Source organism: Amycolatopsis jiangsuensis, assembly GCF_014204865.1.
Classification (GTDB): Bacteria; Actinomycetota; Actinomycetes; order Mycobacteriales; family Pseudonocardiaceae; genus Amycolatopsis; species Amycolatopsis jiangsuensis.
The window spans coordinates 6,040,365-6,054,306 of record NZ_JACHMG010000001.1 but is presented as its reverse complement, the minus strand read 5'-3'; the positions used below and the strand labels follow the sequence as shown (position 1 = coordinate 6,054,306).

Sequence of the window (13,942 nt, the reverse complement as noted above, 5' to 3'; positions counted from 1 at the left end):
GTTTACTTACCCGCTCGCGAGGGTGAAAATCTTCGGCTATCACTGGGGTTCGCGGAGATGGAGCCGGAATGCGCGCACGCGGGTTGGTCACGTTACTGTCCATCGCCATGGTGACGATCGGCGCGGCGCCGGCCGCCGCGGCGGTTCCCGGGCGGCCGGGGAACGACGAGGCGATCAGCTACCACGAGTGGTCCGGCGGCGGGCTGCTGACCGGCCGGCTCGACGGGCTCGGCTTCGGTCCCGGCGGACTGCGCATCGCCCGGCCCGCCGGACAGGTCGAGCACGCCGAACCAGGGCTGGGCACCACGCGCACCTACGAGTACGGCTCGTGGACCTCGCCGCGGTACCGGCAGGGTTTCGACGCGACCCAGCTGATCGCGTCGTGGAACGCGCGCACACCGGCGAAGACCTGGCTCGAGGTGCAGGCGCGTGGCCGCACCTCGGCGGGAGGCGAGACCGGCTGGTACGTGATGGGCCGCTGGGCCAGCGGCGACGCGGACATCCAGCGCACCAGCGTCGGCGGGCAGAGCGACGACAACGCCTCGGTCGACGTGGACACGCTGGCCACGAAGACCGGCGTCACCCTGCGGTCGTATCAGCTGAAGGTCACCCTCTACCGCGAGGCGGGCAGCACGGCGACGCCGACGGTGTCCACGCTCGGCGCGATGACCTCGAACGTGCCGGACCGCTTCGACGTGCCCGCGACGAAGCCCGGCCGGGCGCGCGGCGTCGAGCTGAAGGTGCCGGCCTACGCCCAGAACATCCACAAAGGACAGTTCCCGCAGTACGGCGGGGGCGGCGAGGCCTGGTGCAGCCCGACCTCGACCGCGATGGTCGCCGGGTACTGGGGCCACGGGCCGGGCGCAGAGCAGATGGACTGGATCCCCGCGGACTATCAGGACCCGGCGGTGGTCCACGCCGCGCGCACCACCTACGACTACGCCTACGACGGCACCGGCAACTGGCCGTTCAACACCGCGTACGCCGCCTCGCTCGGACTGCGCGGGCACATCACCCGGCTGCACGACCTGAACGAGCTCGAGGACTACATCGCCCGCGGCATCCCGGTGATCACGTCGCAGTCGTTCCTGTCCAGCGAGCTGGACGGCGCGGGCTACGGCACGGCGGGGCACATCATGGTGGTCGTCGGCTTCACCCAGGCGGGCGATGTGATCGCGAACGACCCGGCGTCCAGCTCCGACGACCGCGTGCGCAACGTCTACCCGCGCGCCCAGTTCGAGAAGATCTGGCAGCGTACGAAGCGCTACACCGACACCGGCTCGGTCGCGAGCGGCCCGGGCGGCATCGTCTACCTGATCACCCCCTGAGCCGGGTATGGCGGTATGCGCATGAGCCGTGGTTAGCTGCCCTCGAAACGCCAACGGTGCCGAAAGGGTGTGCGCATGCCGTACGAGGTCCAGGGAGTCGTGTCACGGGCCAAGGGCGAGCCGGTCGCGCTGGAGACAGTGCTGGTGCCGGACCCGGGACCGGGCGAGGCGGTCGTCTCGGTGCAGGCCTGCGGCGTCTGCCACACCGACCTGCACTACCGCGAGGGCGGCATCAACGACGAGTTCCCGTTCCTGCTCGGACACGAGGCGGCCGGCCGGGTGGAGCAGGTCGGCGCCGGCGTGCGCGACCTGGCCCCTGGCGACTACGTGATCCTCAACTGGCGTGCGGTGTGCGGCACCTGCCGGGCGTGCAAGCGCGGCAAGCCCTGGTACTGCTTCTCGACCTTCAACGCCGAGCAGCCGATGACGCTGTCCGACGGCACGAAGCTCTCGCCCGCGCTCGGGGTCGGCGCGTTCCTGGAGAAAACGCTGGTCCACAGTGGACAGTGCACGAAGGTGAACGAGGCCGCCGAGCCCGCGGTCGCCGGGCTGCTCGGCTGCGGGGTGATGGCCGGGCTGGGCGCGGCGATCAACACCGGCGCGGTCGGCCGCGGTGACTCGGTCGCGGTGATCGGCTGCGGCGGAGTGGGCGACGCCGCCGTCGCCGGTGCCCGGCTGGCCGGCGCCACCACCATCGTCGCGATCGACACCGACGACAAGAAGCTGGAGTGGGCCAAGGACTTCGGCGCCACGCACACGCTCAACAGCCGGGGGCTGAGCGAGGCGGACGTGGTCGCCGCGATGCAGGACGCCACGCATTCATTCGGTCCGGACGTGGTGATCGACGCGGTCGGCCGTCCCGAAACCTGGCGCCAGGCGTTCTACGGCCGCGACCTCGCGGGCACCGTGGTGCTGGTCGGCGTGCCGACGCCGGAGATGAAGCTGAACGACCTGCCGTTGATCGACTTCTTCTCCCGTGGCGGTTCGCTGAAGTCGTCCTGGTACGGGGACTGCCTGCCGTCGCGGGACTTCCCGATGCTGGTCGAGCTGTACCTGCAGGGCCGGCTGCCGCTGGACAAGTTCGTCACCGAGCGGATCGGCGTGGACGGCGTGGAGCAGGCGTTCGGGCGGATGCACCACGGCGAGGTGCTGCGCAGCGTGGTGGAGTTCTGACCCTCTTCTCCGACGCGGACTATCCGGCCGACCCGTACCCCGGGGCGCGGCCGGACCGCTCGTTCGTGCACCTCGACGGCGCCGGCCACTCGCTGGACACGGCGCCGCCGGGGTGGCGTTCGCGGACCCCGGTGCTGGCCTACGGTTCCAACGCCTGCCCGTCGAAGATCAGCTGGCTGCGTTCGGAGCTCGGGCTCACCGGTCCGGTGGTGGCGGTGCGCGTGCGCTGCACCGGCCTGGCCGCGGTGTGGGCGGCCGGCGTCCGCGCCCGAGACGGCCAGCGCCCGGCCACCCTCACCGCGGCGCCGGACGTGGTGGAGGACCACTTCGTGTGGTTCGCGACCGAGGAGCAGCGCGCCGTACTGGACGTGTGCGAGGGCCGGGGCAACCGCTACGACCTGGCCCGTCTGGACAGCGCGGACATCCGCACCGAGGACGGCACCCGGGTCGAGGGCGTGCTCGCCTACGTCGCGGCGTCGTCGGTCCGGTGCCCGCTGCTCGTCGAAGGCCACCCGGTGCGGGTCGCCGACCTACCGCAAGCCGAGGCAGCCCGGCTGACCGGCGACCCGGCGCCTGACCACGGGCTGGCCGGTACGGTGCTGGCCCCGGCGCAGACGTTCAGCTGAGGACGGTTCGAGCGCGTCAGGCGAACGCGGCTCGACGGACGCGTAGCTCGGTGGCGGCAATCGCGGCGGCGCAGCAGGCCACCAGCGCGATCGCGGCGAGGTACCCGGCGCGGCCGTCGTGCGCGACGGCGAACGCACCGAGGACCGCGATGCCGACACTCTGGCCGACCTGGCGAGCAGTGTTGTAGATACCGGAGGCCAGCCCCGCGTTCTGCGCGCCAAGCGAGGTGCTGGCGGTTTTGTTCAGTCCCGTGGAGTAAATGCCGGTGCCTGCCCCGATCATGAACTCCGCCGCCACGAGCAGCCACCACCGCTCGGCGCCGGTCGCACCCAGCAGCGCGAGTGTCCCGAACGCGGCAGCGGCGGAGCCGATGAGGATCATCGGGCGCGTGCCACGGGGCAGCAGGTACGGATTCACGATCGCGCTGGCCAGCACGACCCCGACGGCGAAGGAAACCAGCAGCAGTCCTCCGGTCAACGCGGAGACGCCCCAGGCGGCTTGGAGGTGGACCGCGAGAAAGAACTGGAGCCCGTAGGCACCGAACTGGAAGGCGAACCCGCCGATGACCGCGCCGGTGAATCCCGCGCTGCGAAACACCTTCAAGGGCATCATCGGCGTGATCGAGCGGTGCTCGATCACCACGAACGCCCCGAGCAGGACGACCCCCGCGGCCAGCAGCGCCCAGACGAGACCCCCGGGCGTGTCGTTGCCCGCTTCGATGAGCCCGGCAGCGAGCGCGACCAGACCGGCCGTGCCGGTGATCTGCCCGGCCGTGTCGAACCGAAACCGTTGGTGTGCCGCGTATTCCTGGTCGGCCGGACCGACAAGGGACGCGGCGGCGATGGCGATCGGGGCGGTCAGCCAGAACACCGCCCGCCACCCGACGGTGTCGGTCAGCAGCCCGCCGAGGAACGGTCCCGCGGCCATTCCCACCCCACCGAAGACGGTCATCAGGTTCACCGCGCTCGAGCGGTGCCGCGGGTCCGTGAAGCTCTTGCCGACCAGTGCAAGGAGCATCGGCACCAGCAGAGCTGCGAACACGCCTTGCGCGGCCCGGCACACGATCAGGACACCGATCGCGGGACTGAGTGCGCACGCGACGGATGCCGCGGCGAAGCCGACCGCGCCGACGCGGAACAGCCTTTCCACCCCGAGCCGGTCGCCAAGGCTGCCGCCCAGCAGCAACAGCGAGGCCAACGGCAGCGTGTACGCATCGACTACCCAGGAGATCCCGCCGTCCTGCGCCTGCAACTGCTTCGCGATCGTGGGAAGCGCGAGGTTGAGCGCGCTGCCGTCGAGGGTGATGACGACCCAGCCGAGGTAGACCGCCCACCCGCGCGCCGACCACGCCGTCCGGACCGGCGTCCCGAGGTCGGTCACGCGCGTGCCGCCGTCAGCAAGGCCAGCACGCCTTCGACCGCGTCGTCGAACACGGCGACGTCCTGCGCGGACCGCGCGAGCACGTAGGCGCCCTGCAGGGTCGCCGCGACCGTCGCCGCCGTCTTCGCCGCATCCAGTCCGGCACGGAATTCGCCGCTTTCGACCCCGGCCGCGATGACCGCGGCCAGCTGCGCGCGAATCCAGCCGAACATCTCCTCGACCGCACCCCGCAGCGCCGGCGAGCCGACGACATCCGCGTCCTGCGCCAGCCGGCCGAACTGGCAGCCCTTGAGGACCTCGCGCTGCCGGACCAGGTACGCCCGCAGGTGCTCGACCGCGCTGCTGCCGGACGCCAGATCAGTGGTGATCTGCTCCCGCATCTCCTCGGCGTTGCGCTCGATCGCCTCCTGCGCCAAGGCCTCCTTGCCGCGGAAGTGGTGGTACATGCTGCCCTGCCCGGCGCCGGCGACGTCCAAAATCGCCCGCGGGCTCGTCGCTCCGTACCCGCGCTCCCACAGCAGCTCCCGGGTCGCCTCGACCAAATCATCGCGTGTGCTCACGAGTTGTACTGTACATACTAGTAGTTACAGAAGCTAGAGCACCTTGGCATCGGGCGGCCACGGGAGTGGTCCGCGGTGCCGTGGGTCCGGTCGGTCGGCCGGTCAGTTCCCCGGGGTTCAGCCGAGGCGCGGGTCCGGAATCGCCCGCAGTGCCAGGAAACCGATCGGTTCGTCGCGCAGCCGGGCGTAGCGCTCGGGGTCCAGCTCGGCGCTTTCCGGCACGGGCCGCGGTTCCCGCAGGCATTCGATCAGGAAACCGGCCGTGCGCAGTTCCTCACAGGTGCTTTCCAGCGGAGCCAGCCAGTAGCGCACCTGCCAACCCTGACTCCAGACCTCTTCGATCACGCGCACGTCGAAGTAGCTGCCGCCCTGTCGGAGCCAGTCGCCGAACGGGTGCATCCGCGAGAGCACCAGCGCGCCGTCCGGCCGCAGCACCCGGCGGAACTCCCGGAACGCGGCCACCCGGTCGTCGACGTATTCCAGCGCCAGCGCGAACAGCACCTGGTCGACCGAATCGTCCGGAAGCCAGTCCAGCGGCCGCGCGAGATCCTGCACGCGGAACGTGGCGTCCGGCACCCGCTGCCCGGCGAGTTCGACCATGCGCGGGCTGAGATCGAACCCGGTCACCCGCGCGCCCCGTCTGGTCAGCTCCTCGGCGTACAGGCCGGGGCCGCACGCGGCGTCGAGCACGTGCTGTCCGGCCACCTCACCGAGCAGCGCGAGGCACGCCGGGCGGTCGTAGTGCGCGTTGTACAAGCCGTCGCGGGCGTGGTCGAGGAACTCGTCGGCGAACACGTCGTACTGCGGAAAGGAGCCCACTGCATCGGTCATCCGCCCAGTCTGGCCCGCGCGGACCGGTCAGCCGAGCAGTTTTCCGGGGTTCAGGATCCCGGTCGGGTCCACGGCCGCCTTGGCCGCGCGCAGGACCTCGACTCCGAGGGTGCCGATTTCCGCGGCCAGGTACGGCGCGTGGTCCACGCCGACCGCGTGGTGGTGGCTGATCGTGCCGAGTCCGGTGATCACTTCCGACGCGGCGGCTTTCGCCCGTTGCCACTGCCCGGCCGGATCGGCGTCGTCACGGGAGGCCAGCACGGTGAAGTACAGCGAGGCGCCGGTTTCGTAGGCGTGCGAGACGTGGCACATCACGATCGCGCGGCCGAGCGAGGTGGTCAGCGCGTCCCGTACCGCGTCGTGCAGCTCGTCCACTGTGGACCAATACGTCGCGGTTTCCAGGGTCTCCACGCAGACGCCGTGGTCCAGTAACGTATCGCGCTGCCGCGGGCCGGAGAACCGGCCGCGCAGCCACGACTGCCCGAGCGCGGGACCGATGCGGTGGGCATCCGCACAGCGCAGCATCGCCCTCGTCCGCGCGCGGCGGCGGCCGACGTCGCCCTCCCATCCGACGATCAGCAGGCACGGGTTCCGGATGCCGCGAGCGGCGAGGTACGCCCGGAGCGCGGTGGTCTTCCAGCCCGCGTTCAGCGCGAACGACACCTTCGTCTCGTCCACATCGGACAGCCGGGTCACGTCCGCCAGCCCGTGGTCCTGCGCGAGCTTGCGCACGGCCGCGGCGCCGGCCTGCCAGCCGTCGACGACCCAGCCCTCGTAGTACCGCTGGTCCGGCAGCGGCCGCACGCGCAGCGCGACCTCGGTGATCACCCCGAGCGTGCCTTCGCTGCCGACCGCGAGGTGCCGCAGGTCGGGCCCGGCCGCGGAAGCCGGTGCCACGCCGAGGCGCCACTCGCCCTTCGGCGTGGCCAGCCGGAGTCCCGCGACCATGTCCTCGAACCGGCCGTACCCCGACGAGGCTTGTCCGGCCGAACGGGTCGCGGCGAACCCGCCGATGGTGGCCCGCTCGAACGACTGCGGCACGTGGCCGAGGGTGAAGCCGTGCGCGGCGAGCAACCGTTCCGCCTCCGGGCCCCGCACTCCGGCCTGCAGCACCGCGATCCGTGAGACCGGGTCGACCGACACCAGTTCGTCCAGCCGGACCAGGTCGAGCGCGACCACGGCCGCCTTGTCCCCGCGCAGTGCCGCGACCCCGCCGACCACCGAGGTGCCACCGCCGAAGGGCACCACTCCGACGTCGTGCCGCACGCACACGTCGAGCACCGCCTGCACCTGCTCCGGATCCGCGGGCAGCAGCACCGCGTCGGGCACCGGCACCTCTTCGGCACCGGCCCTGGCCCGCACCAGGTCCAAGTAGGACAGCCCACTCGCCCGGTCCAGCCGCTGCGACCCGTCGAGCAGGACGTACTCGTCGCCGAGCAGTGCCGCGAGTTCCGCACGGGCGGCTTCGGGCACCGCGGACCCGGGAACGTTCCGTCGCGAATCGACCCGAGACCCTCGATCCACTCCGACCGGCCCGATACGCTGGCCCAGCCACCGGACCGCCCGATCGGGCAGCGAGGCGGCACCGCCGTCGGCGCTCCAGGAGTGCCGGAGCCGGTGGTTGACGAGATCATTCATGACTACAGTGTGACATATGGACGTTAAACGTCACTCCTCCTCGGAAGAGACCGCCTCGGCGCTCGCGGACACCCGCAGCCGCCAGACCTCGGCCCGAGTGGCCGACGACGTGCTGCTCGACGCCGCCCGCCAGTGCGTGCTGGCAGTCGGAGTGCGACGCACCACACTCGCCGAGATCGCGCGTACCGCGCAGGTCAGCCGGATGACCGTGTACCGCCGGTTCCCCGACGTGCGCAGTGTGCTCGCCGCGCTGATGACCCGCGAGTTCAGCGGCCTCCTGCAGCGGGCAGGGCAGGCCGGCGACGACGCGCCGCACACCCGGGCCAGGATCGTGCGCATCGCGTCGGCCAGCGTCAGCGCGCTGTCCGGCGACCCGCTGTTCCGGACGCTGCTCGACCTCGATCCGGAGCTGGTGCTGCCCTACATCGTCGAGCGGCTCGGCGCCACGCAGAAGTTCTCCGAACAGGTGCTGGCGAAGCTGGTCGAGGCGGGTCACCGCGACGGTTCGGTGCGCATGGCGCAGGTCGCCGTCCAGGTCCGGTCGGTGCTGCTGGTGGTCCAGTCGTTCGCGTTCTCCCTGCGGCCGGCCACCGCCGACCTCGACGAGACCGCCCTGCTGGCCGAGTTCCGCCATCTCGTCGACGCGGCGCTGCGACCATGAGCACCGGCTCGCTCAACGTCCGGCGCCGCGAACGCGAACTGGCGTGGCTGACCGGCGGCGAACAGGTCGACGTGCTGGTGGTCGGCGGCGGGGTCACCGGCGCCGGCATCGCACTCGACGCCGCGTCCCGCGGGCTGTCGGTGGCGCTCGTGGAGGCACACGACCTCGCGTTCGGCACGTCCCGCTGGTCGAGCAAGCTCGTGCACGGCGGACTGCGCTACCTCGCGAAGGGCGAGCTGGGGCTGGCGCACGAAAGCGCGGTGGAGCGCGGCATCCTGATGACCCGCACCGCGCCGCATCTCACCAGGGCGATGCCCCAGCTCTTTCCCCTCCACCCGGGCACCTCCCGGGCGCAGCAGGCGTTCATCGCCGCCGGTCTGCGCTCCGGCGACGCGCTGCGGCGGGCGGCACGCACGCCGTCGTCGGTGCTGCCGGGGCCGCGCCGGATTCCGGTGGCCGAAGCACTCGCCCTGTCCCCCGGCCTGGCGCGAACCGGATTGCGGGGTGCGCTGCTGGCCTACGACGGGGCGCTGGTCGACGACGCCCGGCTGGTGGTCGCGCTGGCCAGGACCGCTGCACTGCTCGGTGCCCGGATTCTGCCGAGATTGACGGCGCTTTCCTTGTCCGGCACGGAAGTCCGCGTACAAGACGGCGCGCGGGAGTACGACCTGCGGGCCCGCCAGGTGATCAACGCGACCGGGGTGTGGGCGGACACGCTGACCGACGCGGTCCGGCTGCGCCCGTCCCGCGGTTCCCACCTGGTGCTGCGCGCGGACACCGCCGGAATCGGTGCCACGTCGGTGAACGTGCCGGTGCCGGGCGAAAGCAACCGGTTCGTCTTCCTGCTGCCGCAGCCGGACGGCCGGGTCTACCTGGGACTGACCGACGAGCCCGCCGACGGCGCGGTACCGGACGTGCCCGAAGTCCCGGAGTCCGATGTGGACTTCCTGCTCTCGGTCGCCTCGACGGCGCTGGCCCGGCCGCTGACCCGGGCGGACCTGGCCGGTTCGTTCGCCGGGCTGCGTCCACTGGTCGCCGGGTCCGCGGGACGCAGCGCGGACCTGTCGCGAAAACACACTGTGGTGACCGATTCCAGTGGGGTGCTGACCGTGGTGGGCGGCAAGCTGACCACCTACCGCCGGATGGCCGAGGACGCCGTCACCGCGGCGCTCGCCCACGCGGGCCTGCACGCCGGGCCTTCGCGGACCGCGAAACTGCCGTTGCTCGGCGCCGCCCCGCGGGAACGGCTGTCTCTGGTGGACGCACCGGTGAGGCTGGTCGCGAAGTACGGCACGGAGGCCCCGCGCGTCGCCGCGCTCGGCGAGCTGGAACCGGAGTTCGCCGAGCCGCTGTCGGGAAGCACCGAGATCACTGCGGCCGAGGTCGTGTGGGCGGTCCGTCACGAGGGTGCTGCGACGGTGGAGGACGTGCTCGAACGCCGCACCCGGCTGTCGCTCGTCCCGGACGAAGCGGCTGCCGCACGGGACCGGGTCGCGGACCTGGTGGAAAAGGCGCTGGCCGGGCTGCAGTGAGGCGTGGGCTACGCCCCGAGCGGACGCGCCAGCGCGACGATCAGGCGGTCGGCGATGCCGACGGGCCACGGGTAGGCGGGAGCCAGTGCCCGTTGACAGGCCAGCCCGTGCAGGCCCAGCCACAACGCGACAGCGTCGGCGTGCGGGCCGGTGTCTGCGGCCCTGTCGTCGCTCAACACCTCGGTGAGCAGCTGGGTGCACACCTCGGCGGGTGCGCAGCGACCACCGAACATGGCGCGGTACCGGCCCGGATGGTCGTCGGCGTACCGGAGATAGGCATGGCAACAGGCGAACAGCCGTTGCCGCTGGTCGTCCCCGGCGGCGTCCAGCGCGGCATGCGTCTCTTCCGCCAGTTCGACGAAGGCTTCCCGCGCCACCGCCAGCAGGATGGTGGGTGGATCGGGGAAGTAGCGGTAGATCGACGGTGCGGTGATGCCGGCCCGGCGGGCGACCGACCGCAGGGTGACCGCACTTTCGTCCCCGGTCTCGTCCAGCAGCTCACCCGCCGCGGCCACGATCCCGTCGCGCAGGCAGGTTCGCGTTCGGGTTCGGCGCTCGCGCAGGCGTGGCGGCGGTGTCCGCACCCGCGCCTCGTCCGTCACCGATCGTCCTCCAGGTGCGCCAGCGCGGTGATGAGACGCTCGGCGATGTCCGCCGGCCACGGGAAGGAAACGGTGACCGACCGCTGGTGGGCGAGCCCGTGCAGGCCCAACCACAACGCCACGACGTCGGCATCCAGGTCGTCGGTGGTCGAGTAGCCGGCGCTGACGCAGGCTTCGAGGGCACCGGCGAGCACCTGCAGGCAAGCGTCCCCGAGGGAGGAAACGTCGCTCTCGGACAGTGATCCCTCGCCCAGGTCGGGCATCCAGAGCCCGCCGAACATCGTGCGATAGCGCCCGGGGTGGCGCTGCGCGAAATCCAGGTAGGCAGTGCACACCGCGAACAGCTGCCGCCGCGGATCGGCGCCGGCGGAGGCCAGCTCCGTCCGCAAGCCGGCTTCCAGACCGGCGAACGTTTCGCGTACCACGGCCAGCATGATGCTCGGCTGGTCGGGAAAGTGGCGGTAGATCGAGGGCGCGGCGATCCCGACCCGGCGAGCCACCGACCGCAGCGTGACCGCGCTCTCGTCACCGGTCTCGTCCAGTAGCTCCGCCGCCGCGGCCACGATGTCGGCCCGCAGCCGGGCGCCCTCCCCGCGACGGTTGCGGGCGCGGGCGGGTGACACGGGGGCGCTCGTCTTGTCGGCCATACCGTGATCTTACACCAGAAAACTCACGGCTGTTAGCTCTTGCGCAACCGGGGGCAACGTGCGTACGTTTACAGTCGTAAGCACACAGACCGAAACGGACCCCACCATGAACGCCACCGTCGCCACCACCACCGAGATCGTGCTGCCCGGCAAGGTCGAGCCGGACGGACTCCACCTCCAGCGCCGGCCACTGCCCACGCCCACCGCGGGCCAGGTCCTGCTGCGCATGGACGCGACCGGCGTTTCGTTCGCCGAGCAGCAGATGCGCCGCGGCAAGTACTACGGCCAGCCTCAGTTCCCGTTCGTGCCCGGTTACGACCTGGTCGGCACCGTGACCGCGATCGGTCCGGGAGTCGACGAAGCCCTGATCGGACGCAGGTTCGCCGCGGTCACCAAGGTCGGCGCCTGGTCCGGCCACCTGCCGGTCGACGTGGCGGACCTGGTCGCCGTCCCGGACGACCTGGATTCCGCGGCGGCGGAAACCGTGGTCGTTAACGGGATCACCGCCTGGCAGATGCTGCACCGCTCCGCACAGCTGGCACCGGGGGCCACGATCGTGGTGCTGGGCGCCAACGGCGGCGTCGGCTCCACGCTCGTGCAGCTCGCCCGGCACGCGGGCCTCACCGTGATCGGCACCGCCTCGGCACGCAACCAGGAAGCAGTACGCGAACTCGGCGCGACTCCCCTCGACTACCGTGATCCGCAGCTGTACCAACGCATTCGTGAGCTGGCACCGAACGGCGTCGACGCCGTCTTCGACCACATGGGCGGCCCGTCACTCGTGCAGTCGTGGCGGCTGCTGCGCCGCGGCGGAACACTGGTCTGCTACGGCGCCGCGGCGACCAAGAACGAAGAAGGCAACAACCAGCTGCCGGTACTGAAGTCGTTCGCGCGGCTGGCTTTGTGGAACACGCTGCCCAACGGCAGGAGCGCGAGCTTCTACAACTTCTGGGCAGGCAAGAGCCGCCGCCCTGCCGCTTTCCGGGCGCGGCTTCGCGAAGATCTCACCCAGGTGTTCCAGCTCCTGGCCGACAAGGTGCTCACCCCGCAGATCGCCGCGCGATTCCCGTTGAGCGAGGCCGCCGCGGCCCTGACGCTCGCCGAGTCCCACACCGTCGTGGGCAAGGTCGTGCTGGTCGCCGATTCGCCGGAATCCCCGGTCGCGTAACCCGCAGCATCCACCCCCGCAAGCCTTTCAACCCATGGAGAAAGACATGAACAGCACCGAGAACACCCGACGCGGCAGCCGCAAGCGCGTCACGCTCATCGCCGGCGCGGCAGTGGTGGTGGCCGCCGCCGTGGGCATCACGGTCGCCGTGACGAGCGCGGACGGACCACCCGTCGACAACGGAACCGCGGCGCTGGCCGTCCAGCAGATCGACGCCGTCGGCCCCGTCCTGGTCGACCAGGCCGGCCGGGCGCTCTACTACTTCGAAACCGACGAACCCGGCGTGGTCACCTGCACCGGCGGATGCGCCACGAAGTGGCCGCCGCTGACGCTGCCCGCCGGCCAGGAAACCCCCGAACTCGGCGACGGCGTCGACGCGAAGCTCGTCGGGCACACCGAAGCGGAGAACGGCGCGCAGGTCGTCACCTACCAGGGACTTCCGCTCTATCGCTACAGCTCGGACAACCCCGGCGAGGCCGGCGGCCACGAGAAGGACCAGAACGGCGGCCTCTGGTGGGCGGTCACCAAGGAAGGAAACCACGCGTCGTGAACGCCTCCACCAAGCAACCCCGCGCGACGAACGCCCCCACCACGGTGAGCCGGCGCCGGTTGTTCGCCTGGACCGGCTCCGCGGTCGCCATCGGCGCCGTCGGTGCCGGCGGCGCGGCCGCGGTCCTCAGCCCGGCCGGCGCCGCCTCCCCGGCGCCGGTTGCCGACTCGCCCACCCTGCCCGGCCCGGTGCCGTTCCACGGCATCCACCAGGCCGGTATCGCGACACCCACGCAGGGACATCTGCTCCTGAACGCCTACGACGTCCCGGGCACCGTCACCCGGGCACAGCTCACCGCGACCCTCAAGGCCTGGACCACCACCGCACGTTCGCTGACCGCGGGCAAGCTCGTCGAGCAGGACCCCACCATCAGCGTCGACGGCGATCCGGCCGCGCTCACGGTCACCGTGGGGATCGGCGGCGCGCTGCTCGACCGGCTCGGCATCGCCCGGCCGGGACCGCTGGCCGAGCTGCCCGCCTTCGCCGGTGACGAGCTCGAAGAGCGGTTCAGCGGAGGCGACCTCGTCGTCCAGCTGTGCGCCGACGATCCGCTGGTACTCGCGGGCGCGGACCGGGCACTGCGCAAGGCCGCCGGGGCCACGGTGCGACCGCGCTGGCAGCAGGCGGGCTTCCAGGGCGCGGCGGCCCGCCGCGACGGCCGCACCACCCGCAACCTCATGGGCCAGGTCGACGGCACGAACAACGTGAGCACCAGCGAACGGGCCCGCAGCGGCCCGGTCTGGGTCGACGCCACCGACCCCGGCTGGCTGACCGGCGGCAGCTACCTCGTGGTCCGCCGCATCCGGATGCTGCTCGACGACTGGGAGAAGACCCCGCTCGACCACCAGGAGAAGGTCATCGGCAGGCACAAGCACAGCGGCGCCCCGCTCGGCTCGAAGCTCGAAACCGATCCGGTCGACCTCGACGCGCGCCGTCCCGACGGTTCCCCGGTGATCCCCGCCGACAGCCACGTCCGGCTGTCGCACCCGAACCCGGGCGAGGAGATGCACCGGCGCGGTTTCTCCTATCGGGCCGGCATCCTACCCGACGGCACGAGCGACGAGGGCCTGCTCTTCCTGGCCTACGTCAAGGATCCGACCACGAGTTTCGTCCCCGTCCAGCACCGACTCGCCCAGCACGACGCGCTGAACGCCTTCACCCGCACCACCGGGAGCGCGCTGTTCGCCATGCTCCCCGGCATCACCGGGCCCGATGACTGGTACGGCAGGGCGCTGCTGTCCTGAT

Annotated in this window: 14 protein-coding genes; 8 read left to right on the top strand and 6 right to left on the bottom strand. The window is 71.6% G+C overall.

The features are described from left to right. Positions 1-68 precede the first annotated feature (68 nt). The 3 genes from BJY18_RS27490 to BJY18_RS27480 all read left to right on the top strand — a co-directional run bounded on the left by BJY18_RS27490 (position 69) and on the right by BJY18_RS27480 (position 3,127). The gene (locus tag BJY18_RS27490; protein WP_376774734.1) at positions 69-1,328 is read left to right on the top strand and encodes a C39 family peptidase; all 1,260 of its coding nucleotides are present in this window, start codon (positions 69-71) and stop codon (positions 1,326-1,328) included. Between the two features lie 75 nt (positions 1,329-1,403). Next, complete coding sequence (locus BJY18_RS27485) at positions 1,404-2,501, top strand: S-(hydroxymethyl)mycothiol dehydrogenase (RefSeq protein ID WP_184782821.1); 1,098 nt, start codon at positions 1,404-1,406, stop codon at positions 2,499-2,501. A gap of 65 nt (positions 2,502-2,566) precedes the next feature. Continuing rightward, positions 2,567-3,127, top strand: coding sequence for a gamma-glutamylcyclotransferase (locus BJY18_RS27480; RefSeq protein ID WP_312873975.1), 561 nt, complete (start codon positions 2,567-2,569; stop codon positions 3,125-3,127). A 16-nt stretch (positions 3,128-3,143) separates the two neighbouring features. Here BJY18_RS27480 and BJY18_RS27475 read toward each other — a convergent pair whose 3' ends face one another. From BJY18_RS27475 to BJY18_RS27460, 4 genes are all read right to left on the bottom strand, one after another. Then, positions 3,144-4,508, bottom strand: coding sequence for an MFS transporter (locus BJY18_RS27475; protein WP_184782820.1), 1,365 nt, complete (start codon positions 4,506-4,508; stop codon positions 3,144-3,146). Next, positions 4,505-5,068 (bottom strand): TetR/AcrR family transcriptional regulator, encoded by a 564-nt coding sequence (locus BJY18_RS27470; protein ID WP_184782819.1) that lies wholly within the window; start codon positions 5,066-5,068, stop codon positions 4,505-4,507. Before BJY18_RS27470 ends, BJY18_RS27475 begins: the two co-directional genes overlap by 4 nt. Before the next feature lie 117 nt (positions 5,069-5,185). Next, a complete protein-coding gene (locus BJY18_RS27465) occupies positions 5,186-5,899 on the bottom strand; it encodes a class I SAM-dependent methyltransferase (RefSeq protein ID WP_184782818.1) in 714 nt (237 codons plus the stop codon). 27 nt (positions 5,900-5,926) lie between these two features. Further along, a complete protein-coding gene (locus tag BJY18_RS27460; RefSeq protein WP_184782817.1) occupies positions 5,927-7,537 on the bottom strand; it encodes an FAD-binding oxidoreductase in 1,611 nt (536 codons plus the stop codon). Between the two features lie 97 nt (positions 7,538-7,634). On the opposite strand from BJY18_RS27460, the gene BJY18_RS27455 reads away from it, so the two are divergent. Together BJY18_RS27455 and BJY18_RS27450 are read left to right on the top strand one after the other, a co-directional pair. After that, positions 7,635-8,198 carry a TetR/AcrR family transcriptional regulator gene (locus BJY18_RS27455; RefSeq protein WP_312874122.1) on the top strand — a complete coding sequence of 188 codons (564 nt, stop codon included), beginning with the start codon at positions 7,635-7,637 and terminating at the stop codon, positions 8,196-8,198. Beyond that, positions 8,195-9,730 (top strand): glycerol-3-phosphate dehydrogenase/oxidase, encoded by a 1,536-nt coding sequence (locus tag BJY18_RS27450; protein WP_184782815.1) that lies wholly within the window; start codon positions 8,195-8,197, stop codon positions 9,728-9,730. Before BJY18_RS27455 ends, BJY18_RS27450 begins: the two co-directional genes overlap by 4 nt. 8 nt (positions 9,731-9,738) lie before the next feature. Here BJY18_RS27450 and BJY18_RS27445 read toward each other — a convergent pair whose 3' ends face one another. Continuing rightward, positions 9,739-10,332, bottom strand: a complete 594-nt coding sequence (locus BJY18_RS27445; RefSeq protein ID WP_221457982.1) for a TetR/AcrR family transcriptional regulator — start codon at positions 10,330-10,332, stop codon at positions 9,739-9,741. Next, the gene (locus BJY18_RS27440) at positions 10,329-10,979 is read right to left on the bottom strand and encodes a TetR/AcrR family transcriptional regulator (protein WP_184782814.1); all 651 of its coding nucleotides are present in this window, start codon (positions 10,977-10,979) and stop codon (positions 10,329-10,331) included. Before BJY18_RS27440 ends, BJY18_RS27445 begins: the two co-directional genes overlap by 4 nt. A gap of 106 nt (positions 10,980-11,085) precedes the next feature. On the opposite strand from BJY18_RS27440, the gene BJY18_RS27435 reads away from it, so the two are divergent. The 3 genes from BJY18_RS27435 to BJY18_RS27425 are packed head-to-tail and all read left to right on the top strand — an operon-like array spanning position 11,086 to position 13,941. Next, complete coding sequence (locus BJY18_RS27435) at positions 11,086-12,147, top strand: medium chain dehydrogenase/reductase family protein (protein ID WP_184782813.1); 1,062 nt, start codon at positions 11,086-11,088, stop codon at positions 12,145-12,147. 46 nt (positions 12,148-12,193) lie between these two features. Beyond that, positions 12,194-12,697 (top strand): COG4315 family predicted lipoprotein, encoded by a 504-nt coding sequence (locus BJY18_RS27430; protein WP_184782812.1) that lies wholly within the window; start codon positions 12,194-12,196, stop codon positions 12,695-12,697. Then, positions 12,694-13,941, top strand: a complete 1,248-nt coding sequence (locus BJY18_RS27425) for a Dyp-type peroxidase (RefSeq protein WP_312873974.1) — start codon at positions 12,694-12,696, stop codon at positions 13,939-13,941. The genes BJY18_RS27430 and BJY18_RS27425 overlap by 4 nt, the downstream gene beginning before the upstream one ends. Position 13,942: the final 1 nt, after the last annotated feature.

Excerpts from the sequence above, each read along its gene's own strand:
- BJY18_RS27450 (WP_184782815.1), top strand. The coding sequence starts at position 8,195 with ATGAGCACCGGCTCGCTCAACGTCCGGCGCCGCGAACGCGAACTGGCG.
- BJY18_RS27435 (WP_184782813.1), top strand. The coding sequence starts at position 11,086 with ATGAACGCCACCGTCGCCACCACCACCGAGATCGTGCTGCCCGGCAAG.
- BJY18_RS27465 (WP_184782818.1), bottom strand. The coding sequence starts at position 5,899 with ATGACCGATGCAGTGGGCTCCTTTCCGCAGTACGACGTGTTCGCCGAC.
- BJY18_RS27485 (WP_184782821.1), top strand. The coding sequence starts at position 1,404 with ATGCCGTACGAGGTCCAGGGAGTCGTGTCACGGGCCAAGGGCGAGCCG.
- BJY18_RS27440 (WP_184782814.1), bottom strand. The coding sequence starts at position 10,979 with ATGGCCGACAAGACGAGCGCCCCCGTGTCACCCGCCCGCGCCCGCAAC.
- BJY18_RS27490 (WP_376774734.1), top strand. The coding sequence starts at position 69 with ATGCGCGCACGCGGGTTGGTCACGTTACTGTCCATCGCCATGGTGACG.
- BJY18_RS27430 (WP_184782812.1), top strand. The coding sequence starts at position 12,194 with ATGAACAGCACCGAGAACACCCGACGCGGCAGCCGCAAGCGCGTCACG.
- BJY18_RS27460 (WP_184782817.1), bottom strand. The coding sequence starts at position 7,537 with ATGAATGATCTCGTCAACCACCGGCTCCGGCACTCCTGGAGCGCCGAC.